Annotated in this window: 31 protein-coding genes; 25 read left to right on the forward strand and 6 right to left on the reverse strand. The window is 67.8% G+C overall.

All coding sequences use genetic code 11. The features are described 5' to 3' along the window. Nucleotides 1–298 precede the first annotated feature (298 nt). Nucleotides 299–1,867 carry an RNA-guided endonuclease InsQ/TnpB family protein gene (locus OG978_RS32565; protein ID WP_326768633.1) on the reverse strand — a complete coding sequence of 523 codons (1,569 nt, stop codon included), beginning with the start codon at nucleotides 1,865–1,867 and terminating at the stop codon, nucleotides 299–301. 808 nt (nucleotides 1,868–2,675) lie between these two features. Between OG978_RS32565 and OG978_RS32570 the strand changes: the two genes are divergently transcribed. The 3 genes from OG978_RS32570 (at nucleotide 2,676) to OG978_RS32580 (ending at nucleotide 4,799) form a co-directional block, all read left to right on the forward strand. Continuing rightward, nucleotides 2,676–3,917 carry a Twin-arginine translocation pathway signal gene (locus tag OG978_RS32570; RefSeq protein WP_326768634.1) on the forward strand — a complete coding sequence of 414 codons (1,242 nt, stop codon included), beginning with the start codon at nucleotides 2,676–2,678 and terminating at the stop codon, nucleotides 3,915–3,917. Between the two features lie 2 nt (nucleotides 3,918–3,919). Further along, nucleotides 3,920–4,237, forward strand: a complete 318-nt coding sequence (locus tag OG978_RS32575; protein WP_442817778.1) for a 4a-hydroxytetrahydrobiopterin dehydratase — start codon at nucleotides 3,920–3,922, stop codon at nucleotides 4,235–4,237. Between the two features lie 349 nt (nucleotides 4,238–4,586). After that, complete coding sequence (locus tag OG978_RS32580; protein WP_326768635.1) at nucleotides 4,587–4,799, forward strand: hypothetical protein; 213 nt, start codon at nucleotides 4,587–4,589, stop codon at nucleotides 4,797–4,799. 44 nt (nucleotides 4,800–4,843) lie between these two features. On the opposite strand, the gene OG978_RS32585 is transcribed toward OG978_RS32580, so the two are convergent. The 3 genes from OG978_RS32585 to OG978_RS32595 form a co-directional block, all read right to left on the reverse strand. Beyond that, nucleotides 4,844–5,329: a hypothetical protein gene (locus tag OG978_RS32585; protein ID WP_326768636.1), complete on the reverse strand. Its 486-nt coding sequence runs from the start codon at nucleotides 5,327–5,329 to the stop codon at nucleotides 4,844–4,846. Between the two features lie 985 nt (nucleotides 5,330–6,314). Continuing rightward, complete coding sequence (locus OG978_RS32590; protein ID WP_326768637.1) at nucleotides 6,315–6,665, reverse strand: hypothetical protein; 351 nt, start codon at nucleotides 6,663–6,665, stop codon at nucleotides 6,315–6,317. A gap of 99 nt (nucleotides 6,666–6,764) precedes the next feature. Beyond that, entirely contained in the window at nucleotides 6,765–7,049 is a 285-nt protein-coding gene (locus OG978_RS32595; RefSeq protein ID WP_326768638.1) for a helix-turn-helix domain-containing protein, read from the reverse strand. 193 nt (nucleotides 7,050–7,242) lie between these two features. Between OG978_RS32595 and OG978_RS32600 the strand changes: the two genes are divergently transcribed. The 20 genes from OG978_RS32600 (at nucleotide 7,243) to OG978_RS32695 (ending at nucleotide 19,783) form a co-directional block, all read left to right on the forward strand. Further along, a complete protein-coding gene (locus OG978_RS32600; RefSeq protein ID WP_326768639.1) occupies nucleotides 7,243–7,641 on the forward strand; it encodes a hypothetical protein in 399 nt (132 codons plus the stop codon). Beyond that, nucleotides 7,641–7,790 carry a hypothetical protein gene (locus OG978_RS32605; RefSeq protein WP_326768640.1) on the forward strand — a complete coding sequence of 50 codons (150 nt, stop codon included), beginning with the start codon at nucleotides 7,641–7,643 and terminating at the stop codon, nucleotides 7,788–7,790. Before OG978_RS32600 ends, OG978_RS32605 begins: the two co-directional genes overlap by 1 nt. Further along, the gene (locus tag OG978_RS32610; protein WP_326768641.1) at nucleotides 7,787–8,137 is read left to right on the forward strand and encodes a hypothetical protein; all 351 of its coding nucleotides are present in this window, start codon (nucleotides 7,787–7,789) and stop codon (nucleotides 8,135–8,137) included. The genes OG978_RS32605 and OG978_RS32610 overlap by 4 nt, the downstream gene beginning before the upstream one ends. Continuing rightward, nucleotides 8,137–8,373, forward strand: coding sequence for a hypothetical protein (locus OG978_RS32615; protein WP_326768642.1), 237 nt, complete (start codon nucleotides 8,137–8,139; stop codon nucleotides 8,371–8,373). The genes OG978_RS32610 and OG978_RS32615 overlap by 1 nt, the downstream gene beginning before the upstream one ends. Beyond that, nucleotides 8,373–8,516, forward strand: coding sequence for a hypothetical protein (locus OG978_RS32620; RefSeq protein WP_326768643.1), 144 nt, complete (start codon nucleotides 8,373–8,375; stop codon nucleotides 8,514–8,516). The genes OG978_RS32615 and OG978_RS32620 overlap by 1 nt, the downstream gene beginning before the upstream one ends. A gap of 61 nt (nucleotides 8,517–8,577) precedes the next feature. Then, nucleotides 8,578–8,856 (forward strand): hypothetical protein, encoded by a 279-nt coding sequence (locus tag OG978_RS32625; RefSeq protein ID WP_326768644.1) that lies wholly within the window; start codon nucleotides 8,578–8,580, stop codon nucleotides 8,854–8,856. 52 nt (nucleotides 8,857–8,908) lie between these two features. Beyond that, nucleotides 8,909–9,046 carry a hypothetical protein gene (locus tag OG978_RS32630; RefSeq protein WP_326768645.1) on the forward strand — a complete coding sequence of 46 codons (138 nt, stop codon included), beginning with the start codon at nucleotides 8,909–8,911 and terminating at the stop codon, nucleotides 9,044–9,046. Between the two features lie 11 nt (nucleotides 9,047–9,057). Next, entirely contained in the window at nucleotides 9,058–10,254 is a 1,197-nt protein-coding gene (locus tag OG978_RS32635) for a hypothetical protein (protein WP_326768646.1), read from the forward strand. A 31-nt stretch (nucleotides 10,255–10,285) separates the two neighbouring features. Continuing rightward, nucleotides 10,286–10,525, forward strand: coding sequence for a hypothetical protein (locus tag OG978_RS32640; protein WP_326768647.1), 240 nt, complete (start codon nucleotides 10,286–10,288; stop codon nucleotides 10,523–10,525). Next, nucleotides 10,522–11,130, forward strand: a complete 609-nt coding sequence (locus OG978_RS32645; protein WP_326768648.1) for a hypothetical protein — start codon at nucleotides 10,522–10,524, stop codon at nucleotides 11,128–11,130. The genes OG978_RS32640 and OG978_RS32645 overlap by 4 nt, the downstream gene beginning before the upstream one ends. Continuing rightward, nucleotides 11,127–11,636, forward strand: a complete 510-nt coding sequence (locus OG978_RS32650) for a hypothetical protein (protein ID WP_326768649.1) — start codon at nucleotides 11,127–11,129, stop codon at nucleotides 11,634–11,636. The genes OG978_RS32645 and OG978_RS32650 overlap by 4 nt, the downstream gene beginning before the upstream one ends. Continuing rightward, nucleotides 11,633–12,535, forward strand: a complete 903-nt coding sequence (locus tag OG978_RS32655) for a hypothetical protein (RefSeq protein ID WP_326768650.1) — start codon at nucleotides 11,633–11,635, stop codon at nucleotides 12,533–12,535. Before OG978_RS32650 ends, OG978_RS32655 begins: the two co-directional genes overlap by 4 nt. Before the next feature lie 10 nt (nucleotides 12,536–12,545). After that, nucleotides 12,546–12,755 carry a hypothetical protein gene (locus OG978_RS32660; RefSeq protein ID WP_326768651.1) on the forward strand — a complete coding sequence of 70 codons (210 nt, stop codon included), beginning with the start codon at nucleotides 12,546–12,548 and terminating at the stop codon, nucleotides 12,753–12,755. Between the two features lie 16 nt (nucleotides 12,756–12,771). Continuing rightward, on the forward strand, nucleotides 12,772–12,924 hold the full coding sequence (locus OG978_RS32665) for a hypothetical protein (RefSeq protein ID WP_326768652.1): 153 nt from the start codon (nucleotides 12,772–12,774) through the stop codon (nucleotides 12,922–12,924). Between the two features lie 27 nt (nucleotides 12,925–12,951). After that, entirely contained in the window at nucleotides 12,952–13,116 is a 165-nt protein-coding gene (locus OG978_RS32670; protein WP_326768653.1) for a hypothetical protein, read from the forward strand. A gap of 132 nt (nucleotides 13,117–13,248) precedes the next feature. Next, nucleotides 13,249–13,710 carry a DUF6221 family protein gene (locus OG978_RS32675; RefSeq protein WP_326768654.1) on the forward strand — a complete coding sequence of 154 codons (462 nt, stop codon included), beginning with the start codon at nucleotides 13,249–13,251 and terminating at the stop codon, nucleotides 13,708–13,710. A gap of 516 nt (nucleotides 13,711–14,226) precedes the next feature. Then, nucleotides 14,227–14,946 carry a DNA-methyltransferase gene (locus tag OG978_RS32680; RefSeq protein WP_326768655.1) on the forward strand — a complete coding sequence of 240 codons (720 nt, stop codon included), beginning with the start codon at nucleotides 14,227–14,229 and terminating at the stop codon, nucleotides 14,944–14,946. A gap of 166 nt (nucleotides 14,947–15,112) precedes the next feature. Beyond that, nucleotides 15,113–17,368: an NACHT domain-containing protein gene (locus tag OG978_RS32685; RefSeq protein WP_326768656.1), complete on the forward strand. Its 2,256-nt coding sequence runs from the start codon at nucleotides 15,113–15,115 to the stop codon at nucleotides 17,366–17,368. A 463-nt stretch (nucleotides 17,369–17,831) separates the two neighbouring features. After that, complete coding sequence (locus OG978_RS32690; protein ID WP_326768657.1) at nucleotides 17,832–18,215, forward strand: hypothetical protein; 384 nt, start codon at nucleotides 17,832–17,834, stop codon at nucleotides 18,213–18,215. A gap of 215 nt (nucleotides 18,216–18,430) precedes the next feature. Next, a complete protein-coding gene (locus OG978_RS32695; protein WP_326768658.1) occupies nucleotides 18,431–19,783 on the forward strand; it encodes a hypothetical protein in 1,353 nt (450 codons plus the stop codon). Here the strand turns inward: OG978_RS32695 and OG978_RS32700 are convergent. Beyond that, entirely contained in the window at nucleotides 19,770–19,997 is a 228-nt protein-coding gene (locus tag OG978_RS32700; RefSeq protein ID WP_326768659.1) for a hypothetical protein, read from the reverse strand. The genes OG978_RS32695 and OG978_RS32700 overlap by 14 nt on opposite strands. 1,581 nt (nucleotides 19,998–21,578) lie before the next feature. Here OG978_RS32700 and OG978_RS32705 point away from each other — a divergent pair. Beyond that, complete coding sequence (locus OG978_RS32705) at nucleotides 21,579–21,767, forward strand: hypothetical protein (RefSeq protein WP_326768660.1); 189 nt, start codon at nucleotides 21,579–21,581, stop codon at nucleotides 21,765–21,767. Between the two features lie 124 nt (nucleotides 21,768–21,891). On the opposite strand, the gene OG978_RS32710 is transcribed toward OG978_RS32705, so the two are convergent. Then, nucleotides 21,892–22,074 (reverse strand): hypothetical protein, encoded by a 183-nt coding sequence (locus OG978_RS32710; RefSeq protein ID WP_326768661.1) that lies wholly within the window; start codon nucleotides 22,072–22,074, stop codon nucleotides 21,892–21,894. A gap of 280 nt (nucleotides 22,075–22,354) precedes the next feature. On the opposite strand from OG978_RS32710, the gene OG978_RS32715 reads away from it, so the two are divergent. Next, on the forward strand, nucleotides 22,355–22,693 hold the full coding sequence (locus OG978_RS32715; RefSeq protein ID WP_326768662.1) for a DUF1360 domain-containing protein: 339 nt from the start codon (nucleotides 22,355–22,357) through the stop codon (nucleotides 22,691–22,693). Nucleotides 22,694–22,746: the final 53 nt, after the last annotated feature.

Below are 22,746 nucleotides of genomic sequence, written 5' to 3' on the forward strand. Positions count from 1 at the left end.
GCGACGGGGGATCACGCAGCGCTCCGCCGTCGGTCCGTGCCGGTCATGGCGATGACGCGGGTGTCTTCGGAGAGGCGGGACACGATGCGTTCACCAAGCGGCAGCCAGGTCTGCCGAAGTTACCCCTGGGCGTGGTCGTAGGGCACGGCGTGGTGCCAAGCAGCCTCGCGGGCCTGTGCGTACCGCAGGACGGTCGTCCCTCGCGCGCCCGGGGCGAACGCGTGAACCACTACTGCACTGACGACAACGGGCGGTCGTCCCTCGCGCGCCCGGGGCGAACCCTTCGTGACCTGGGCTTTCAGAACAGCTTTACTTGTTCTTGGCGCGGGTTGGGGGACGTCGGTGGATTGCTCCGCCGAGGTGGCGCCGGGCTGGCGGGCCTGGCGTCTTCCCGTTTCTTCGCGTCCTGCTTCCCGTCCCGAGGGCTGGGAAGGCTGACAGATGCTCCGCGGGCGTTTTGGGTCTCCCCGCTACCGGGGGCGACCGTTCCTGCTGGTTGAGTGCCGCTGAGGACGGCGTTGGCTGCGATGTTGCGGGCGGCGTTGGTATCGCGGTCGATCCGCAGTCCGCATGCGTCGCAGTGGAACGTCCTGTCGGCCAGCGTCAGGCGTGGGTTTTGCCATGAGCAGGCCGAGCAGGTCTTGCTGGACGGCCACCAGCGGTCCAGGACCGCGAGCTGGGAGCCGTACCAGGAAGTCTTATAGGTGAGCTGGCGGCGCAGCTCGCCGGGGGCGGCGTCCAGGATGGACCGGTTGAGGCCGGCCTTCTGCCTCACCTTCTTCCCGGGTGCCGCTGTGGTGCCGCGGGCGGTGCTGGTCATGCCCGCGACGTTGAGGTCTTCGATTGCGACGACGGCGAACCGGGTCGTGAGCTGTTTCGTGACGGCGTGGAGTGTGGTGTCGCGGCGTACGGCGACTTCGTGGTGGAGGCGGGCGACGCGGTGGCGTGCCTTGGCCCGGCGTGCGGAGCCCTTCTGCGTCCGTGACAGTGCCCGCTGGGCTTTGGCCAGTCGCTTCTCAGCACGGCGCACGTGGCGGGGGTTGGTGAGGAACAGGGTTGCGGGGTCGTCAGGGGTGAGGGGCTGAGAGAGGGCAGCGAGGTGTTTCACGCCGAGGTCAACGCCCACTGTGCCGCGAGCCTGCTGACGGTGGGTCGGCTTGTCGGGCAGGTCGGCGGTGACCTTGCAGAGCACAGACGCGTACCAACGATGCCCAGCCCGCGACACGGTCACCGACTGCACGACCGCCCGGTCCCGCTCCACGAGCCGCGCGAGTCGTTTCCCAGAGTCGTGGATCCGTACTTCACCGACCGTGGGCAGGCGCAGGCGCCGGTACCCGGCGAGCCGGATGGAGGGCCTCTTCACGTCGTGGTGCAGGCGGAACGAGTCCCGGGACCGGCCTTTCTTCTTGAATCGCGGATACCCCACCCGGCGGCCGGCACGTTTCCCGCGCAGCGAGTCCAACCAGTTCCCCCACGCCCGGTCGGCGTCGATGAACGCTGACTGGAACGCGTAGGTGTTGACCTCGTGCCACCACGGACATGGCCGTGCGGGCCCGAGGGCCCCCTCGGGCAGGTCCGGGGCACGGGAGTCACCCTTGATCCGGTTCAGATGCTTCTGGACCGACGGCTTCGTCGGCACCGGCACCCGGACCCGCTTACGGGCCTCCGCCTCCGTGACCCCCGCGTCCACGAGAGCCTGGACCTGGTGTCGCCACTGCTGATGCGCGGCCACCTTCATGCCAAGTGCGTGGTTGAACGCCCAACGAGCCGCACCTGCATGACGGAGCAGCACCTCTTCCTGAGCAGAGGTCGGGTCCAACGTGAACCGGAACGCCCGAAGCACCTCGGACTGCACGAGAACCACCACCCTCCACTACATGCTGGTGCCAAGTCACAGCTGACTGTAGGCGGTGCCACTGACAATTGCTCTGACCTGCACGTTGCGAGTGAGTAGGGCCCGCCCGCAGCTGGTCGGCGCGATCGTCAGCTGCGAGCGGGAGTCATCGGTTCAGCCACGAGGTGCCCGGCCGGTCCCACGACGGGCGGGCGTAGGGCGTGTAGTGGTCGCCCTTGTGCCCTTGCGGGAGGGTGCACCGCGCGGCGGTCTTCGGCTCCATGTCCCAGTAGCAGTGCTGATGTCCGTCGATTCCGTCTTCATCGGCGGGCCTCCCGCCAAGCCCGGCCGAGCTGTACCACCGTGGGGCAGGCCGACCCAGCCCTGCAGGCCGCACAGGTCAAGGTGTGGCCGAGCAGCGTCTTATACGCGGCGTCCGGCGAGGGGTTCCTCAGGGAGGTCACTTCTGGCCCTTCCAGCACGTGGGGCAGCAACGGGGAAACCAGCGGCAAGACGTGCCGTGCGCGTCCACCGGGCGCGGCCTGAGGTCATGAGCCGCCGCGTTCGAGAGGGGCGCGGCACAGAAGCAGCAGTTCGCGCCGCGCTGCTGCGCCTCGGACAGCGACGCCACGGGCGGAAGGTCGAACACCTTGGTTGTCATGCGGCTCGGCTCCCGGCCTACATCGATTGAGGGGCATCCAGCTAGATCGCTGTACCGCCCGCGTTCACACCCTGATGATGTGTGTGCACGTTGAGCAGCGAATAGGTCGCCGGATGGCCATGCGTGGCCACGTAGCGGCCATGGCCGGAAGCGCGAACGATGACACCTCAGACTGGACACATGGGCCGCAACGACGCGCTGCGGGCCGCCCGCTTACGCAAGGGGTGGCGAACCATCGAAGCCGCTGCCACGGCCATCACAGAGCACGGGCAACAACTCCTCGACGACCGCCAGTTCACCGTCTCCTCCCGCACCTGGCGGCGCTGGGAAGGCGACCGACCCGGATGGCCGGCCGAGGAGACCGCGATCGTCATTCACGACGCGCTCGGCCGATGGCCGGAAGACCTCGGCTTCACGACCCCGCCGGGCTGGATCCGGCCCGAGCACCACGAAGAGGATCAGGTGCGCCGAGCTTTCGTCTCCGTTACCGCCGCCGCGCTCGTTGCCGGGCCGGTCGCGCCACAGCACGTCGACCCTGCCCTGATCGACTACTTCCAGCAGCAGTTGGAAGGGCACTACCGAGCTGACATGTTCCTCGGCCCGCACGACCTGATCGGCACCGTGTCCGCGCAGTACCAGCTGATTGACAAGCTGGTTCGCTCCGCGAAGGGCGAAACTCGCCGTGGACTACTTCGCGTCGGTGCGGCCTACGCCGCGCTCGTCGGCTGGCTGTACCAGGACGCCGGGGACATGGACGGTGCAGCGTTCTGGAGGGGCGTCACGCAGGAAATCGCGATGCGGTCCCGCGACCCGCACCTCATCGGCTACTCGCTCGTCAACCAGGCCCAGGTGCGCACAGACCTCGGCGATGGACACGCAGTCGTCGACCTCTGCGAGGCCGCGCTCGACGACGCCGACCAGCTCGTCCCCAAGGTGCGCATCATGGCCATGCAGCAGCAGGCCCACGGCGCCAGCCTCACCGGCGACCGCGACCTGGTCGACCAGCTCATCGACCAGGCCGACCGGCTGTTGCCTCGTGTCGACGACGACCTGCCATGGGGCAACGCCTGCCGACGAACCCCTGGCTACCTCGAAGTACAGCGAGCCACCTGCTACGGGCGGCTCGGCCTCGGAGCAGAGGCTGGCGCCCTCTGGTCGCAAGTCCTCGCCATCGTCCCGGAGACCGCCCGCCGCGACCGCGGGGTGTACATGGCACGCCAGGCGACAGCAGCCGCCGCAGCGCGGGAACCGGATCAGGCGGTGGAGATCGCCCGGACCGTGGCCACGATCGCGGTAGAGACCCGCTCGGCCAGAATGCGGCGGGAGTTGGTCACCCTGGAGCGGGCAATGCGGCCGTGGCAAGATGCCCCGGTCGGCCGGGATCTCGCTGAGATCCTGGAGCCCGTGACCGAGGGGAACTGAGCGTGGCTGAGGGACTGGTACCGCTGACGGACGAGGAGATCGCGGAGCGGCTGGCCGCACTGCCGGAATGGACCCGCGAAGGCAACGAGATCACGCGCCGAGTAGACGTCCGGTACCACGCAGGTGTCGCGTTGATCGTGCACATCGCTGACCGGGAACGCCGCATCGGCCACCACGCAGACATCGACCTCAGAATCGACCACCTGCGCATCGCCGTCACGACGCACGACGCTGACTACAAGCTGACCGAGGCAGACTTCGATCTCGCGGCCCGGATCGACGCCATCGCTGCGGCACACCAGTCCACTCCGCTCGACTGATCACGGACGCACGAAAGCGCACCCTGCCCAAGCCGCAGCCGGAACAGTGGCGTAGTTCATGAGCGGCGATGATCCGGCACAGGTGATCCGCCCCCTTCCCCGAGAAGGGGGCAGAGTGCCGTCCAGCTGCGACTAGGTGGTCACCGAGGTGCAAGTCGGACGGCAGCAGCAGCTAACCAGGTTGCGAGGTTCTACCCAAAACGCCCCATGGACCATATGGGCGTATGGCAACGGACTGGTTGCCACCCTCGACGCATGAACACACCGAGGGCATTCGGACCTGCGCCTACTGTCGGCCGGGTACCAAACTCGGGATGCTGCGAGTAGCAGCCTGGTGCAGGTTGGAGGCATGAGCGCTCCGATAGTCGTGCACCGCCCGGCACCGGCCACCGGCGGCCGGGCGGTCACTATCAACGGTGAGATCGCCGGTCTCGCCCACGACGACCGCGACCTGATCGAATTCCTCCGACGGGCCGGGATCTACGACGCCGAGCATTGCCTCGACGACCCTTACTGGGTCGAGTGGCGCGGTGGCCAGGCCCATCGGTACGAAGCAGCGTGACGGAGACGCCCCCCGCCCGGCCGTAGCCGGACCGTCCGTGCCGATCATGTAAAGGCCGACTCACGAGCGGCGCGACCGACGGCGTACGAGCACAGCCTCGTGCCGTACAGATCCAGCGCGTCGTCCGGGTCCTCATCGTAGTGCGCGGCGATCTCCTGCCACCGGTCCCAGCCGTACAACCGGGCATGCCTGCGGTCGTCATCGGTCCGCACGGCCTCTCCCGGGGTCTCCCGGGTCTGGAGCCACTGCTGCCACGCCACATTCGGCACGGAGGCGACGGCCTCGTGCTGGGCCGCGGCGCGGGCCGTGTCCGCGCGAGTCTCCGCCTCGAGGGCAGCGGTGATGAAAGCGGCCGGCCGGGCAGGCCGCCATCCCAGAGCCATGCCCTGGAGCTCGGCGGCGATGTCGTGCGCCTCGAGGCCGCGGTCGATCAGCGGGCGGAGCGCGTACGCCAGTCGGCGCAGCCCCTCGCGCTGGGTCCACCCGACGAGCGGCCGGACCTGCCGGGCGATCGCGATATCCCGGGCCACCTGCAGGGGACTCCGGGCCGACGAGCCGCTCTTGCTTCTAGTGCTCCGGCTGGTCCGGCCGCCACCGCTGCTCTCGATCTTGGGAGTTGACGCCTTCGAGGACGTCGCGCGCTCGCGCGAGGTGTCTTTACTACCACTCTCAACCTCAGCTTCAGGTGATCGGTGGTAACGACCAAGAGAATGGGGTGCACGACCCCCTGAACTGCGGTTATCCACAAGGCGGTTATCCACAGGGCGAACCTTCGACCGGGCGGCCTCCACCGCACGCGCCCGTCCCTCGTCCGTCACGCCGACGACCCGGGCCGCATACCCAGCCCCAGCGATCCGGTGCCCCATCGCCTCGTCGAACACCGCGGGAATCGTCGCGGCATAGATCGTCGCCGTACCCGCGTACAGACGTCCGGGCAGGCACAGGTTCCGCCGGGACCCGTGCCGAACCCACGCCAGCGCCCCGAGCTCGCGGAGATACCGCACATGCCGCTTCACCGTCGCAGCCGAGACCCCGCACCGGCCAGCGGTCCCCACCAGGTCGTACAGAACAGTCCCCTCCGTGAAGTCCATGCGGCCGGCCAGGTCCTGGGCCACGGTCAACGTCGTCTTACCCGCGCGCGGGTGCAGCCCGGTACCGACCAGCCACGCCACAGCACGCAGCCACGCCCGCGGCTCAGCCCGCCGAGACGTCGTGGTAGAAGCCTCCTGCAGGAGACGAGGATGAGGGGCCCATGCCGGTTTCGGGCATGGCGAATCAGCGCAGCGCGAAGCCGCGCCGGTAGTACGACGCATCGAGAGTCCGTGAAGAAAGGGCAGGCCCCGGAACATCCCGCCGGAGCCCGCCGACGGCTACATAAGGACGATCAGGACTGGGAAGCCCCAGTCAGCTGCGCCCGCAGAGAGCGCAACCGCTCATCGAAAACCGGGAGCGCGGCAACCAGCTGGACGACGCCAGCCTCATCCAGCACGCAGGACTCCCACTTGACCGCACGCATCAACGGACACCCACCTCAGCGGCATGCAGAGCCACAGCCGACCGAAACCCGCGCAGCGTCGACGCCGGGTCCGGAGAATTACCGATCGCGATCTCCATCGCCGCCGCGGCCAGGGAGAACGCAGCATGCGACAACTGCTCCTCCTCCGGCTCATCCAACGGCGTCCTCCCCGGGAAGAGCACATCCGCCAAACTCCGCCGATCGGCAATCAGACTGACCAGATCAGCAGTCCTCTCACGGATCAGCTGATCCATACCCGCCAGGGGATCGGTGCGCGAACGGAACGTGACACGCGCCTCAGTGACCGGCTCGCGAGTGGTGACCAAGGGCAGGTCAGCGGTACGGTTCATGACGAACTCTCCTCTTTGAAACGGATGGGGTTCTTGATCAGCGGGCTGCGATCCCGCTGGTTCTCGCGGCCGGGCGGCTCCTACACCGCTCGGCCGTACTCATTCCTTCGGCGATTCGTCGGCGCGCCCGGGTGCGTCGGGGTCATCCGCGATGATTTGCCGAACACGGGCGAAGCTGATTCCTGACGCCTGAGCGATCTGCCGGTAGGTCATTCCGCCGGCCTGCATTTCCAGCACCGCCTGTCGACGCTCACGCCGGACCTTCTCGCCGACTGACCTAAGCAACTCAGTTAGTTGCTTCGCTCGCACCGCAGGGGGCTCGCCCTCCGCGAGCACATCGATGGCATCGAGCACGCGCTGCACCTCCTTTGCCCGGTCTTTCATGTCCGTTCCTCTCCGGGGTTCGGGAGGCGGATCATCCATGCCGTCTTGTGTAGGACCCTACACGTGTGTAGGGTCCTACACAACGGCTCGGAGGATCCGCCTCCTTCCGTCACAGCAAGAAGGCCCCGGCCGGAGTTCGCACCTCCATATGGCCGGGGCCAGCCAGGCACCTGCTACTGACAGGAGACTGACCGTGCAGCATCTTCCCACCCGCCGTACCCGCCGCGCAGCGGGGCGTGCCCGTCGCGCTGTGATCCGTGCCAGGGCCACGGCGAACCGGCTCGCCGCTTCGTGCCGCCGCCGGCCCCGCTCCATCACCACGCACCTGATCGCTGCCGGGGTTGCTCCGGCCACCGCCGCCGGGTGCTCCTCCTCGCTCCATTCCGTTGCGAAGCGGATCGGTGTTCAGCCCGCGAAGGTCACGACGACCCGCCGTACCGCGGCCGGTGGCCGGGCCCGTCGCACGCACCCGGTGTTCCGCTACACCCGGGCGCAAGTCGCCGTACTGGTCAGCATGTACCGGCCGCGCAAAGCGGAGTACAAGGCCGCCGCCGCGCAGCTCACCCAGTTCTCGATGGGAGTGGCCGCCTGATGTCGACCACACCCAAGACGCAGTCCGAGAAGCAGCTCGTCGCGGCCGGGACCATCCGGCCCACCCGTGACGGCGCCCGGACCATCACGACGACCGCCACGCCTGCCGGTATCTCCGGCCGGATCAGCCCTGCCGGGGGTGCCCGATGAACGCCTCCTACGCCCTTGCCGTACGTCCGGCGGTTGCCCGGCAGATCACCGCGGTTGCCGAGCACCTCTCCCGCCACAGGCCGACCGACCGGATGACGGAGGCCGCCCGCATGACCGTCGCCCTGACCGCCGTCGGCAGCAACGCCGCCGCCGTCCGCCCGGTCCTCCGCGCCCTGCCCTTCCCGTCCGGCGGAATCACCCGCGGCGCGTACGCGCTCCGCATCCGAAAGACCGCCTGGGCCAACGGCGGCGACTACGAATGGACCGACGCCGACAACGAGCCGGTGATCCCGCGCCGGCCGGTCCCGGGTCCGCGCCTGCGCCCGGCGTCGGGGGTGGCCGCCTGATGGAAGCCACCACCCGCCAGCACCTGACCGCCATGGCCCAGGCGCTGACCCTCAGCTGCAACCAGATGACCGAAGCCGCCCGCATCCGGCTCGCCGGAGAGATCACCGGGCACCGGCAGGACGAAGTTGACGCAGTTCTCGGCGAAGCCCCGGCCGTGCCGCCGTACAGCACCTGCCGCGCGTACGCGCAGCTCCTCCTCGACACCGCCAACGGCGGCCTGATGGAGGCGTGCTGATGGACAAGGACGAAGCCGCCCGGGTCGCCGAACTCCAGCGCCAGGCCGCCGCCGACTACGCAGCTGCACCGGCACGTGAGGCCGAGGCCCGCAACCAGCTCGCCGAAGTCCGAAGCCATGGCAACGAAGCCGCCAGCAGCTGACCACCTGACCGGCCGGGACCCCTACGGCCCGGCCCCTCATCTCACTCTCCAGGAGACCCTCATGCAGAACACCCATGCCGTCACCGAGCCCTGGCCCGAGAGCACCATCGCCCGCTACCTCACCGTCGGCGGCGCAACCGTCGACTTCACATACGCCGACGGGTGGCTCGTCGCCACCTGCACCGGATGCGGCGAGAGCGACCGGACCGATCCCGAAACCCGGTACTCCGACAGCCCCGAAGAGAAGCAGCAGCGCATCGACAAGGTGCTCCCCGCGGCCCGCGTATGGGCGCAGGCCCACGCCGAGACCTGCCGGGCCATGCCGAAGACCGTCGCCTGACCACCTTCTACCGCCGGGCCCGCACACAGTGGGCCCGGCTCCGGAGCCCCGCATGCGCCGCCACTTCCACACCCCGCTCGCCCGCTGGGGCTTCACCACCCTCACCATCCTCGGCGCCGCCACCGGCCAGTACACCCCGGCCCTCATCACCGGCGCCCTCGCCACCTACGCCTGGAACACCCACCGATGAAGGGCCCGCCCATGCTTTCCCACGTGCAGACCGTGGCCGAACAAGTGCCCGTGCAGGCATGGGCCGCCCTGCTCTCCCTCGCCACCCTCGTCTTCGGCTACCGCATCGCCCCAACCCTCCGAGCCCGAACCGGCCACCGGAAGCCCCGCGACACCAAGAAGCGTCGTAGCACCATCGGATTCGCCGGGATGGCGCTCGTCGTCGTCTTCGGCTTCGGCCTGTCGGCGAATACGTCAATGCGGTTCGCCGAGACGCGCCTTCACATGGTGCACCCGTGGACCCTGACGATCGGCCTCGCGCTTGAGGCGATCGTCCTCGGCTTGACCGTGTACTCGTGGGCATTCGAGGACAAGGGAACGGCCCGCGCGGCGTACCTGCTCGTCTTCGCGCAGGCGATCGGCGCCGTCGAGGTCGTCCGGTCTGAAGGCGAGGACATCGGCACGGCGGCTGTCCGCATCGTCGGCCCGGTCATGCTCGCCTACGGCCTCCACAAGCTCCTCGGCCTCGAAGCGAAGTTGGGCACGGTCGAGATCAGGCCTGACGGGCTACTCGCCCGTGCCTGGCGCGACCGCCTCAAGCGCCTGGAATCCAAGCTCGGGATCGGCTCCCGCGGCGCGGACGCCGAGTCCATCAGCCGGCGGAATGCACAGGACCGGCTCGTCAGCCTCGTCACCCTCGGTAGGCCCCGGTTCATGGGTAAGCGCGCCTATGAAAAGGCCCTGATGCGTGCGGGTGACGCCTCCTTCCACGGCCTGAACGACACCCTCGACGAGTTCGGAGTCGAGCTCCGCATGACGACCCGCATCGACCGCATGCGGGCCTTCAAGAACCTCCCCGACCGGGCCGAGCAATACAACCTCCGCTCCCTGCGCCCCTCCACCGCACCCCAGGGCGCACCGGAGACAGCACCCGACGGCGCCAGCACTCTGACCAGCGAGGGCGCACCGGGGCGCACCTCGGGACGCGGTGAAGGCGCGCCCGAGGCGAACCCGAGCGAGGCGCAGGCGAACAAGGGGCCCGACGGGGGCGACGAGGGGCGACGCACCCTCGCGTTCGACCTCTACTTCGACCTTCGCGGAACAGGGCCGGCCCCCTCGCAGAACGCCTTCGAGAAGGCATGGCGGGACAAGGGCTACGGCCTGAAGACCGATGACATCCGCGCCCTCTACAAAGAAGTCCACGCCAAGGTCACCGGTAACACCCCGTAACAGCAAGCCACCACACCCGAAGGACCGTCCGATGACCACGACGTACCACTCACCCCGGCCCCGGCCGGCCGACCCGCGCGCACCCCGCCCGGCGCCCGTCGGCAGCATCCGGCAGACGCTCGGCAACGCGCTGCCCGACGGGTACACATGGGCGCACCGCCCCACCCTCACCGTCATCCACGGCGGAGACCCGACCACGCCCGGCCCCGACGAAATCCAGGCCCGCGACCGCATGATCCACGCGATCCGCCGGTGGGGAGTATCCGCATGAGCGCCGACCAGGTCCCCGCCGAGGAGCGCCGCGTCGTCACCCCGACCCGCATCATCCCGGCCGACCACGGCATCCCCACCGCCCGACCCATGCCCCAGGCACCCCCTGGGACGACGGATCTCCCGCCATGGCGCACAGCCGCCCCCACGCCAGCGCCCGCAGTTCCGCCACCCCCACCGCCTCCGCCACCCATGCCAGCGATCGTGGTGCCCGTGCCGCAGGGCCCGATCGAGGTGCTCGTCACCCTGCAGCCTCCCGAGCACGAGCCCACCCGGTGGCAGCGCCTGACCGCGTGGCTGGGCCAGTTCGGGCGGCCATGGCAGGCGGCCGGCGCGCTCACCCTCGCCCTGCTACCGATCCCCGGCGTCGGGTACAGCATCGCCACCACCTGGGCATCTGCCGTATCTGGGATGCGCGCCGAGTGGGGGCAGCAAGCCGGGTACGCGCTCGCGCTCACCCCACTTTCCTGGGCCCTGCTGCGCATCTACTACCACGGCGGCACCATCCGACGTCTCCTCGTCCTCGCCGTTTCTGTCGTCGGAATGGCCGGCGCCATCCACCTCTACGACCCTGTCACCTGGATCACCGGAGTCCACGCATCATGAACACCGCTACTACCGGCGCCACGCTCGCCGGATGCACCGTCGCGTTCGCGATCCTGTTCCTCAACCTGCGGAAATGGTGGACCGGCGGCCGGGCGCTGAAGGACCTCATCCCGACTATCCAGGGCTTCATCACTGGAGCGCTCGGCACCATTTGTGCTGGCGGCCTCGCCGGGTGGCTCGCCGGATGCACCCGTCAGGCCGCCAACACCGGCGGCGACAAGGTCATCAGCGGCACCACCGGCACAGGAGCAGGAAGCGCGATCGCGTCCGGATCGATGGGCCAACTCACGGAGGAAGGCGCCGTCGTCGTGTTCCTCGTCTTCCTCGCCTTGGTCGCCTCGTACAAGGCCGCGAGCAAGGAGGATAAGGGGCGCCTGATCGGCACCATGATCGCCGGGTTCATCCTGTGCGCCACGGCCGGAGTCGCCGGAGCCCTCGACGGATTGCCGGACCTGGTCAACTCGCTCGGCTTGAGCGGAAAGAACGCCTTGGGCGGTGCCCTGTGACCATCAACTTGTTCAAGAAGCGCGGCAAGTCAGCCATCGACGAAGCCCCGGTGACCGAGCCGGAGCAGGACCAAGAGACGGGGGAGAAGACGCAACCCGCCGTCGAGGAGACGGAACTGCGGGAAGCACTGCGCGAACTGCGGGAATCGGTGCGGGAACTGGGCTCGCAGATCGGGCAGGGGAGCGTCTGGCTCTGCCAGCGCTGCGGCAGGGGAGTAGCCGCCTGGTGCAGCGCCGGCCACCGCGACGACCTGGAGGGGGCGCCTGCGCAGTACGGGGTGTGGCTCAGGGGAGCCGTCATCCTGGGAGGTGCGTACGGTGCCTGGCGGGGCGTCGTCGCGGCCCCGTGGGTGCTGGCCCCGGCCGCTGGCCTGTGGCTCCTCGCGTCCCTCTACGCCGAGGCCCCAGCAGAACCAGAGGGCGAAGACGACGAGGAGAAGGAAGAAGCAGCGGCCGAGGGTGGGACCAGGTCCGATGCGCCCGAGCCCGCAGGAGCAGCAGTGCCCTCGGTCGATGAGCCGCCGCTCCCGTCCCACCAGGACCTCCACGAGGCCCTCTCCCGAGTCGGTACACCGCACGCCCACATCGCTGTACTCGCCGAGGACTTGGGAACCACCGCAGACGCGGTCCGCGCGGCCCTCGACCAGCTTGCCGTGCCGGTCGCTGCAGTGAGGATGCGGGGCCGGGGCTCCTCAACCGGCGTCCGCGCCGACAAATTCCCCGCCCCTCCTCCTACCCCTGGACCCCCTTCTGACGGTGTTGTTGTTGCAGGTCAGGGCGCCAACAACGACAACAACAACGCCCCCGACGTGGTCCACCGGGAGGGGCTCGTCATCGCCTACACCGACGACAAGACCAACCCCGTCCGCACCCACGTGCATGTCAAGACCGGCGCCTGAGGAGACATCCATGGACGAGCACACAGTTCGGCAGCAGATGGACCTCGCCGAGCAGGCCGGCCGGGACGGAGACGCCCGCCGCGCCGCCCGCCTCTACCAGGCCCTCGGGAAATCCCTGCAAACAGAGTTTGGCCCGTACGACTCGCGGGCCTTGGACGCCTACGAGGGTGTGGCCCGCTGGGTCCGGCTCGGCGCGCAATCCGCATCACCGAAGCCCTGACAGAAAGGCACCCTGCATGAACCTCACCCGCTACCGCGTCGAGGAGGCCGACGGCACGTTCCTCGACGAGTTCAGCACCAACGCACCGGATTTCGCTGAGGAGCGCATCGGCCGGATCCGGAAGTACCACCCGGACCTGACCGTCACCGAAACCCCCGACAACGACTGACCGCCTGAGACATACGAGGAGACAACCATGTTCGGCAGGAACAAGAACAAGTCCGAGACCGCCCCGCTTCCCTACCCGGCGCCCACACCCGGCAGCCACATCCCCGACCAGACCCCGCCCCCGGTCGGCGCGAGCGTCCCCGACCAGCGACCCAAGTGGCTCCAGGAAGCCGAAGGTAAGGAGAAGCGCTGACACTGATTGTCGGTCCCGGCCCGTACCGTGGACGGCATCCCATACGCGCTGCTGGCTGCTGCGCTACTCGGAGACCGGGGCCCCTGCCCGCTTGCGCTCGGGCAGGGGCCTCAACCACGAGAGAATGAGCCCATGGACGACCTCCTACAGTTCCTCCGCGACCGCCTCAACGAAGACGAGCAGACGGCGCGATCGGTAGAGGACCGGAGCGCCCCGTGGAATGGACAGTGGGTCGCCGACGGCCACGACACAGCGCGGACGTTCAACGGACACATGCTGTTCTACGGCCATACCGGGCCGCTCAAGCCCGGACTCGTCGATCACGTGGTTCGCCATGATCCGGCCCGCGTCCTGCGCGAGGTGGAAGCCAAGCGGCGCGCTGTCGAGCTGCACGGCATCGTGCACCGCGAGATCGGGTGGTTGGAGAGCGGCGGCGAGGAGTACAGCGAGACCCCGGTCTGCGGCCTCTGTGTCCCCAAGCACTCGCACTACCAACGTCGCGAAGACGTACCGGAAGGCCCCTGCCTCACGGTGCGCCTGCTCGCCCTGCCCTATGCCGACCACCCCGACTACCGCGACGCGTGGCGGCCGTAACCCAGTTGTCAGTCCCGGCCCGTACCGTGGACGTCATCTATCCGCGCTTCTGGCTGCTGCGCGCTGGACCGAGGCTCTGCCCGACTGACTGGAGGGCAGAGCCTCTTCCGCCCTGTGAGGTGACGCGGCTCGGGCAATCCACCCCGAAGAGCTGAGCCTGTCGGTCGGACGGATCGTCGGCACCGCACCCAGCAGCTGGCACAGCCGCTCCAGGGCGGCCTCGCATTCGGCCTCGGTCCGGCCTCGAATCATGTACGACACCGACATACCCACAGTGTGCCGAACGCCGGGCGGGTGTGTGGGAGAAACCTGACGAACGCGGACCTCCTCGAAGCCGGCTTCCACGTGTAGCCCGTCGGCCGCTGTCTCGCCGTGGCCGCCCCACTAATCCGATACCAGGTTCCGGGCATGCCAATTGAAACTCGTACAAATGGGTATACCGGGGGCGAGCCTCTGCCTGTAGGCCGTGTACCGACTCGCTCGCACCCGCGCATGCGACCGCACGAAAGCAGACCCATGCCAACCTGGACCGTCCACCACGGCGACGCCCTCACCCTCCCCACCCTCAACGCCCTCGTCGACGCCGTCATATGCGACCCGCCATACAACTCCGGCGGCCGCACAAACGCCGAACGCAAAAGCCAGGGCGCCCGCGACAAATACGTCTCCGGCGACGCGCAGCACGTCCTCGCCGACTTCGACGGCGACACAAGAGACCAGCGCGGATACACCCACTGGCTCGGCCTGATCCTTGCCGGCGCCTACCGCCTCACCCGCCCCGGCGGCAGCCTCCTCACCTTCACCGACTGGGCACAACTCCCCGCCACCACCGACGCCCTCCAAGCCGCCGGGTGGACCTGGCGCGGCATCATCCCGTGGCGCAAGCCGATCTCCAGACCGGTGAAGAACGGGTTCCGCCGAGAGTGCGAATACGTCCTCTGGGGAACCCGCGGAGAACCGCTCCGGCACGCACCGACGATCTACCTCCCCGGCATGCTTGAAGGCTCACAGTCGCGCGGCAAGCAGAGGCACCACATCACACAAAAGCCCACCACGGTCATGCAGCAACTCGTTCGTATCGCACCCGCAGGCGGCACCGTGCTCGACCCATTCACAGGCTCCGGGACCACCGGAGTCGCCGCCCTCGCAGAAGGTCGGCACTTCATCGGCATCGAACAGTCCGCGCAATACGCAGAGGTAGCACGCCAGCGCCTGACCGGAGCCAAGGCCGCGTAGCCGAGACCGCCCGGGGACATCGTGAGGGCGACTACGGTGAGGCCCCGCCACGCAACCCCGCGCGACAGGGCCTCACCCATGCCCACAGCGCGCCACTCTGGACTGACATCGGCATGCATCCGAATAATGTGGTGACGGTTTGCGGAGCGTACGGGGGAGGGACACGGTGCCGAGGAAGCTCTGGGCCCAACTTGTAGCGATCATCGCTGCGTTGTTCGTCGTCGTCTTCTGGATGCAGCGAGGCCTGGAACAGACGGGATGGCTCGCGGCGCCGCTGGCGCTCTTCGCAGTTGTGGCAGGTCCGACACTGGCCCAGCTATTCATCCGTCAGAAGAGTTCGAACGCCGAACAGACGGCCGCCGCACTGCACGCGCTGACTCAAGCTGTCTCCAGTGCGCCGAGCATGTGGTTGCAACAACTAGGGCTTCACGAAAAGGAGATGGCTGACGTGCCTTGGTCACGCCCCTCCGATCCAAGTCTGATTCATCTACCCCTGAGGTCGACAAGCGGGCTCAGGGGAAGCAGCGAGGATCCGGAGCCGCTCGTCGATGCCTTGCTGGGGTCGACGCGCCGGCTGGTGATTCTCGGCATCGCCGGAGCAGGCAAGAGCGCCCTCGCCTTGAAGATCGCAGAATCCGTTATCGAACGCCGCCGAAGTGCATCAAGCGAAACGGATCTCCCGCTGCCCGTGATCTTCCCGCTTGCTGAATGGTCACCAGCCGCATGGAACGGCCCACTGCAACGTCAACGGAAGGGCCGTGGTAGTAACTCCCTGGAGCGATGGATGGTTTGGTTCATCCATCAGCGATGCCCTGAGATACGAGGGATCACTTCGTACGGTGCCAACGCGGCCGAACAGTTGATCAAAACCGGCCGCATCCTTCCAGTGTTCGATGGGCTCGACGAGGTCCGGGCCCCCGAGCGTCGTGCCGCGCTCTCCGCACTCAAGGACAAGTTCGACGACCGTTTACCGCTCATCATCTGTTGCCGCAGAAAAGAGTACGTGCGAGCAACCCGTGCCCTGGCCCGTAGCGAGCGCGTTTCCACCGGCGTCATCCGTAACGCCGAAGTGGTCGAGGCCGCGTCGGTGCCCTTCACTAATGCTGCAGCCTGGCTCGCCGACGAGACCCGAGACTCGCCCGAATGGGTTCGCATGTGGCGACCGATTCAACTCGTGCTCACGAATCGAGATCACCCCGTTAGCCGCGCCCTGAACACCCCGCTGATGCTCCACCTGGCCAGGGCGGCGTATCGCAACGGAGGCCAACCAGATGAGCTCCTCCACCTCCCTGACACAATCGCGATTCGTAACCACCTCATCGACGCCTATGTGCCAGCCCTCATGGGTCAACGGTCCACAGACAGTAGGGCGCAACATGAAGCCCGAGACAGCGTCGGTGACCGCATCAGCGCCAACCACGCTTCCGCTGAGCGCTATCTGCAGTGGCTGGCACACATTCACACCCAGCCACGCCGCGCATACTCTCTCAGCGGCGCTCTCGTAGCCAATGCCGCATCGCCCCTGGTGCTGCGCATTTGCGTGTATCTGCCAATACTGGCGGCCTTTCTGGGGATGACACCCTGGCTGGAGGTGATCCCACGGGGGCTTGGGGCAGTGGCAATCTATCCCGATGGCTCCCCCGCGATGCCTCCTTCTCCGGAAAGCCAGAACCACGCAGCCCAGCAGCAGGTGCAGGCCATGCTGTCGATCAACTACCCCCTCTGCATCACGCTCTGCCTCGTAGGGGCAGTGATTTTGTCCGAGGTCCTTGCTGGCCTCGGGTACCACGCACGTGCGCATTGGAGGAACATGCCATCGCCCCACCCAGCCTGGGCGTTTGTGGCTCTGGCGCCCTTCCTTTTGATCTCCCTCTCTCCGCTCCTCAAAAGCTCCGGTCTAGACATGGAGTGGCTGCTGGGTGCTGACGCAGCGCGAATACCTGTCTCGAGTGAGCACCTTGGAGAAGTCGTCGGAATTGGCGCCTTTGTGACTCTGCTGGTATGCGGGATCGCGTACATGCTTCCGCGTCCTGTCATTTTCGTGCCCCGCGGCATCCGGAACTGGTTGTGGCTGGAACGAGGAGTACTACTGAGCATCTGCACTCTGCTGGCTGCCGGGGCCATCGCCGTGTGGTTGTACGGGCCGCAACCGCTCGATCACGTGACGGAGTGGCGGGTCGGGCCGCTCTTGACCGGCCTGGCATGTACGTACGCGCTGGCGGTAGCGGGGGTCGGAGCAGAATGGTTCGCCTTCCGCTCTGCACACGCGGAAGCCGTTCTCCGCACAAGACTGCCGTTGCGGTTGGACCGCTTTCTGCGGGACATGCACCGGATTGGCATCCTGCGGAACACGGGCGGGGCGTACCATTTCCGGCACTCCGAGGTGCAGCTTCGGCTGGCAGAGCGATACCGCAGCCAGTGAGGAAGTGCGGCCAAAGCGCGCTGCCAACCGCCGGGTGAGCGATCAGCCCGCGCGGGCTCGTGTTCGCCCTCGACCCTAAGGTGATGTCCCGCCGCTTCCCCGTCACCGTCCGCGCCAGCGTTGTCCATGCCGCGCGACAGTACGGCCGGACACACAGACCGGCACCGCCCAGACACAATCCGGCGCCCACGCCAGCCATCCGAAGATGCCCGTACTCTCAGGTACAGCCCGCACGAACCAACGGCCGCAAGGGAGGAGGGTCATGACAGTCACCCTTTCTGAAGAGGGTCATGACAGTCGCTACTGCGATGCACGCAAGCGGCAGGGCGACGGCACCTGCACTCGCCCTGCTGGCTGGGGCACCGACCACGTTGGAATCGGACATTGCAAGCTCCACGGCGGGAGTACTACCGCCCAGGCCGCCCGAGCTGATCGTGACCGTCTTGAGGCCAATACCCGGGCCGTGCTCGCCGAGCTTGACGTGGCCCCTGTCACCGACCCGCTCCATGCACTCCTTGAACTCGCCGGCCAAACCCTCGCCTGGCAGTCCGCAACCGCGGAGCTCGTCAACCGTCTTGAGAACATCCGCTATGCCGGGTCGAACGGAGCCGAGCAGCTCCGTGCAGAGATCGCCCTGTACGAGCGCGCGATGGACCGGGCCTCCAGTGTGCTGTCCTCGATCGCCCGCCTGAACATCGAGGAGCGAGTCGCCCGGGTCACCGAACGGCAGGCCGAGGTGGTGACCGGGGCGGTCGTTGCCGGACTCACCGCGGCCGGTGTCACCGGCGAGCAGCTGGTGGTGGCGCAGCGGGCGGCAGCTCAGCATCTGCGGGAGCACGCGGGGTGAGCGTGTTCGGTCGGGCCGCGGATCGGCTGGATGCGCTGACGGAGCAGCAGGCGAAGGCTGACCGGTTCTACCGTGATCCGGTGGCGTGGGCGCGGGATGTGATCGCGTGGCCGGAGGGAGAGGGTCTGACTGCGTACCAGCGGGACGCGGTGGGGGCGTTGCCGACGAAGCGACGGGTCGCGGTCCGTGGTCCACATGGGTTGGGTAAGTCCTGTATGTCCGCGATCACTGTGTTGTGGTTCGCAACGACCCGGGAGGCTGCAGGAGTCGACTGGAAAGTCGTAACGACGGCGTCGGCGTGGCGCGCCCTGGTGACGTACCTCTGGCCAGAGATCCATAAGTGGGCGCGGCGGATCCAGTGGGAGGTGCTGGGCCGTGAGCCATTCAGCGAGCTGACCGAGCTCCTCACCTTGAACTTGAAGCTGTACCACGGTGCCGCGTCCGCCGTTGCGTCGAACCGCTCCGAACTCATCGAGGGCGCCCACGCCGACAGCCTGCTCTACCTCATCGACGAAGCGAAGGTCGTGCCCAACGCGACGTGGGACGCGATCGAAGGAGCGTTCTCCGGCGGCCGGCCCGAAGGGCTCCCCGAAGCGTTCGCGCTCGCCGTATCCACCCCCGGCCCACCCGCCGGCCGGTTCTACGACATCCACCGCCGTTCCCCCGGCCTGGAGGACTGGCACACCCGCCACGTCACCCTCACCGAAGCGATGACCGCGGGACGGATCTCGCCGGACTGGGCGGAGCAGCGACGCCGCCAGTGGGGCGCCGACTCCGCCCTATTCCATAACCGTGTGCTCGGCGAATTCCACGCGTCCGACGAGGACAGCGCTATTCCGCTGTCCTGGGTGGAGGCCGCCGTCGACCGCTGGCACGGCTGGAATGATGCGGGCCGCCCACCGGTCGAAGGCCGGCGGATCATCGGTGTCGACGTCGCCCGTACCGGCAGCGACTCCACTGTCCTCGCTCACCGCCACGGGCCGCTCATCAGTGAACTGGAGACACACGACCTTGAGGACACGATGCAGACGACCGCCCGTGTCCAGGCTGCCCTCGGCGTGGATGGTGCTGACGGCCTAGTCCCGGTGGTCGACTCCATCGGCGTCGGCAGTGGAGTCGTCGACCGGCTCCGTGAGCTCCGTGTGCCGGTGCTGGCGTACACGGGCGCAGCGAAGACGAAGGCCCGGTCCCGGGAGAAGGAGTTCGGCTTCACGAACGTACGGACCGCCGCGTACTGGCGGGTGCGAGAGCTCCTCGACCCGGCGTTTGACCCGGAGTTGATGCTGCCGCCGGACGACCTTCTGATCTCCGACCTCACCGCGCCCACGTGGTCCATCACCACCGGTGTCCCGCCGCGGATCCAGCTGGAGAAGAAGGAGGACCTGGTGGCCCGCCTCGGCCGGTCTCCGGACAGGGGCGACGCCGTGGCCATGTCGTTCTGGGCGGAGTCGCTTGCCTCCTCGACCGTCCGGTCGCCGACCAATGCCACGGGGCGGAGCAGCGCGGCAGCGTCCCGCTACGGGCGCAGCATCGGCGGAGGAGGGCGCGCGCGCACTATGGGCCGGTGAGCTGGTCCTGGCCGCTGCTCCGGACGACCTCCACCGGGAGGCCAGCGGTGCGGCACTTCCGCCGGGCGATGCTGCGGAACTGCTCCCGCTGGTCGTCTCCGGCACCGTCCCACAAGAGGCGGTCCACGGGCAGGTGGTGCCACATGTCACCGTCGACCACACACAGCGTGACGGTTCCCGGCTGGACGTCAAGGTCCGAGTGCAGGTGTTCCATGGGTGTCTCCCGACAAGGGGAAGGCCTCCAGCCTGGCCCATAGCCAGCAGCGTGGAGGCCGCCGTACCGGGGCAAGCCCGGCCAGCTGGTTCGGGTTAGCCCGTAAGTCGGTGTGCGGGGATAGGACTCCTCGGCGAGCAGGGCCGCCGGGACGAACACGATGACCACCACGGTGATGGTGCCGCGCGAAATGGGTTTACACGGGTGCTCTGCGATTGACCTGAGTTCTCAGTTGGCGGAGCATTGAATGCGGGAGTTTGACACCCTTACCTCGCGATAGGTGGGCGTCCTCAGAGCGGTACGGCACCGGTTAGGTTCTCAGCGGCTTAGCAGTTCGGGCGGCCGCGTATCTGACGACCTGAGGAAGCATCATGCAGCAGAGAAGAAGCACGCGACTGCTCGTGACGGTAGTCGCTTCTGTCCCACTCACAATGGGCGGATGTGTAGTAGCGAGCGGCACTGCCTCGGCAAGCACTACCCGTGTTGATGCATCAACGCCAACAGGTGCACCCGGTTTTGTGTATCCGTGCAAGGGCGAGCCGGCGGGGACGTGCTACCACATCCTTCCGGACTGTCCGACCGACCATCCAAATGGTGCCCCCTATTGGGGCCTTTGCCGACACCTGCCGACGCCATGCCCGTGGTGGGACCCAAGTGGTGGGCAGCCGCCCATATTTGGCGACTGTAAGCCCCAAAAGCCGTGGTGGGACTGGTCGAAGAAGCAGGATTCCGGTGGTCATCAGTCGCAGTGGCCGAGCAAGCAGGATTCCGGTGGTCATCAGTCGCAGTGGCCGAGCAAGCAGGATTCCGGTGGTCATCAGTCGCAGTGGCCGAGCAAGCAGGATTCCGGTGGTCATCAGTCGCAGTGGCCGAGCAAGCAGGATTCCGGTGGTCATCAGTCGCAGTGGCCGAGCAAGCAGGATTCCGGTGGTCATCAGTCGCAGTGGCCGAGCAAGCAGGATTCCGGTGGTCATCAGTCGCAGTGGCCGAGCGGCCAGGCGGACCAGGGGAGTTCCACGGGCGGTGACCAGGGGAGTTCCACGGGCGGTGACCAGACGGGTTGAACCCCGCCGGGTAAGTCAAAGACGACCATGGCGGATACGGGAGAACCGGGGGTGTGGGTTCCATTTCCGCCCGATCTCCCGTTAGTGGCAGCCCGATTCCCAGGCGAACATGTCGGCCGGCTCCACGTAGTAGCGCTCGGTGGCTGGCTCATGGGGTTCCCGTCTCGGCGCGTGTCCTGGCCCCTGTACCGGCGATAGCCCCGTGCTGGCTGCCGGTGGACCTTGCGGCACGTGACACCCGCCTTCAGTCCCGTTGGTCGCGTGACGGCCAGCACGCCCCTTGCCTGGCCGTGGCCGCATCTGCCGACTTCCCAGGGGTGGCAGCCTGCGCGAGCGACCACCGAGACCGTGACGCACGTCACGCTTCCTCTGCACTGAGAGTGCGGAACCCGGAACTGGGCCGGTCCACCATCGGGTCATGACTCAACTCGTGTGAGACAACGACCTGTTCGCCGACTTCATTGCGGACGGGCTGCTCGATGAGCTGTACGGCTGGTGGAAGGCCAACGGGCTGGCCTTGTCCGAGTACTACGTCAGTGGACCCGTGATCGTCGAGACGGACCTCCAGGGGGCCCGCACCCTGCACTACGCCGCCTCGATCCACGAGCCCGGCGGCCCGACCGCGGCGACCGAGCTGCGCAGCACTCCGCTCTTGGGCGAGCCGCCCGCCCACTGGCCGCGCAGCACCCACGCGGCCCCCCAGTAACTGCACCCCGCCCCGCAACCTCCACGTGACGCCAGCCTTCGGTCCCGTTGGTCCCGTAACGGTCAGGGGAATGCCGTCTGCGCGCCGGGGCGCGGCACACCGCCTTCGGGATCGATGAAGGTCGCTACGCGGGGATATTCGCCAGTTCGGGAGGGATCAGTAGCGTTCCGCCCCCGCGCAGTCGGTCGTCGTCCGGGGTATCGGCGAACGTGATCGAGAGCCACCCGTTCGGCAACCGTGTCTCCGTCATCTCGACCTCGGGGAGCGCAACGAGAGCCTGAGTGAGTGACAGGTTGTGGTCGGCCATGCGGCCGGCTTCTCACCGAACTGGGGGCGGGGGCCGTGGCCACAGAGTGTGGATCGACCTCTGCGCTTCCCTAGGGCACTGGCGTCAGCATGACCACGGGCCCCCGACACGGCGCTGCGCCCGGCCTAGAGCCAGCAGTACAACGCCTGCCGACGACCATAGCGGGCTACACGTACCCCGACAGGAGAGTCTTTCGTTGAAACAGGTAGCCACAGGAATATTTGCGGCATGAGCCTATGATGGGCGGCGTACCCGCAAGATCTTCCTGATTGGGTAAGCCGTGATAACGCTCCTCGCCCTTGCCGTACTCGCCTTCGCGGCCTACCGCGCCACCCAGCTAGCCGTGCATGACACGCTCCTGGACCCCGCCCGAGACCGGATCTTCGCCTGGCAGGAACGCCGCCCAGAGTCCCGGCTCCGGGAATTCGTGATCACCCTCATCTCGTGCACGTACTGCATGGGCTGGTGGATCAGCGGCGCCATCCTCGCGGCGTACCTGCTAGCCACCGGCAAGTTCGCCGATACGCCGCTCCTGGTCCACGGCATCGAGTGGTTCGCGGTCGCGGGCGGCCAGGCACTCCTCAACCGGTGGGACGACACCCGCCCGCAGGTCGGCTGACCATGAGCGAATACCTCTCCGCGGTCATCGCCATCGCAATCTGTGCTGCGGCC

Source organism: Streptomyces sp. NBC_01591, assembly GCF_035918155.1.
Lineage (GTDB): Bacteria > Actinomycetota > Actinomycetes > Streptomycetales > Streptomycetaceae > Streptomyces.

What these genes read in the sequence shown, in the direction of transcription:
- OG978_RS32570 (WP_326768634.1), top strand. Translation starts at nt 2,676, where the DNA reads ATGGGCCGCAACGACGCGCTGCGGGCCGCCCGCTTACGCAAGGGGTGG.
- OG978_RS32580 (WP_326768635.1), top strand. Translation starts at nt 4,587, where the DNA reads ATGAGCGCTCCGATAGTCGTGCACCGCCCGGCACCGGCCACCGGCGGC.
- OG978_RS32590 (WP_326768637.1), bottom strand. Translation starts at nt 6,665, where the DNA reads ATGAACCGTACCGCTGACCTGCCCTTGGTCACCACTCGCGAGCCGGTC.
- OG978_RS32595 (WP_326768638.1), bottom strand. Translation starts at nt 7,049, where the DNA reads ATGAAAGACCGGGCAAAGGAGGTGCAGCGCGTGCTCGATGCCATCGAT.
- OG978_RS32605 (WP_326768640.1), top strand. Translation starts at nt 7,641, where the DNA reads ATGTCGACCACACCCAAGACGCAGTCCGAGAAGCAGCTCGTCGCGGCC.
- OG978_RS32610 (WP_326768641.1), top strand. Translation starts at nt 7,787, where the DNA reads ATGAACGCCTCCTACGCCCTTGCCGTACGTCCGGCGGTTGCCCGGCAG.
- OG978_RS32615 (WP_326768642.1), top strand. Translation starts at nt 8,137, where the DNA reads ATGGAAGCCACCACCCGCCAGCACCTGACCGCCATGGCCCAGGCGCTG.
- OG978_RS32620 (WP_326768643.1), top strand. Translation starts at nt 8,373, where the DNA reads ATGGACAAGGACGAAGCCGCCCGGGTCGCCGAACTCCAGCGCCAGGCC.
- OG978_RS32625 (WP_326768644.1), top strand. Translation starts at nt 8,578, where the DNA reads ATGCAGAACACCCATGCCGTCACCGAGCCCTGGCCCGAGAGCACCATC.
- OG978_RS32630 (WP_326768645.1), top strand. Translation starts at nt 8,909, where the DNA reads ATGCGCCGCCACTTCCACACCCCGCTCGCCCGCTGGGGCTTCACCACC.
- OG978_RS32635 (WP_326768646.1), top strand. Translation starts at nt 9,058, where the DNA reads ATGCTTTCCCACGTGCAGACCGTGGCCGAACAAGTGCCCGTGCAGGCA.
- OG978_RS32640 (WP_326768647.1), top strand. Translation starts at nt 10,286, where the DNA reads ATGACCACGACGTACCACTCACCCCGGCCCCGGCCGGCCGACCCGCGC.
- OG978_RS32645 (WP_326768648.1), top strand. Translation starts at nt 10,522, where the DNA reads ATGAGCGCCGACCAGGTCCCCGCCGAGGAGCGCCGCGTCGTCACCCCG.
- OG978_RS32650 (WP_326768649.1), top strand. Translation starts at nt 11,127, where the DNA reads ATGAACACCGCTACTACCGGCGCCACGCTCGCCGGATGCACCGTCGCG.
- OG978_RS32660 (WP_326768651.1), top strand. Translation starts at nt 12,546, where the DNA reads ATGGACGAGCACACAGTTCGGCAGCAGATGGACCTCGCCGAGCAGGCC.
- OG978_RS32665 (WP_326768652.1), top strand. Translation starts at nt 12,772, where the DNA reads ATGAACCTCACCCGCTACCGCGTCGAGGAGGCCGACGGCACGTTCCTC.
- OG978_RS32670 (WP_326768653.1), top strand. Translation starts at nt 12,952, where the DNA reads ATGTTCGGCAGGAACAAGAACAAGTCCGAGACCGCCCCGCTTCCCTAC.
- OG978_RS32675 (WP_326768654.1), top strand. Translation starts at nt 13,249, where the DNA reads ATGGACGACCTCCTACAGTTCCTCCGCGACCGCCTCAACGAAGACGAG.
- OG978_RS32680 (WP_326768655.1), top strand. Translation starts at nt 14,227, where the DNA reads ATGCCAACCTGGACCGTCCACCACGGCGACGCCCTCACCCTCCCCACC.
- OG978_RS32695 (WP_326768658.1), top strand. Translation starts at nt 18,431, where the DNA reads ATGTCCGCGATCACTGTGTTGTGGTTCGCAACGACCCGGGAGGCTGCA.
- OG978_RS32700 (WP_326768659.1), bottom strand. Translation starts at nt 19,997, where the DNA reads ATGGAACACCTGCACTCGGACCTTGACGTCCAGCCGGGAACCGTCACG.
- OG978_RS32710 (WP_326768661.1), bottom strand. Translation starts at nt 22,074, where the DNA reads ATGGCCGACCACAACCTGTCACTCACTCAGGCTCTCGTTGCGCTCCCC.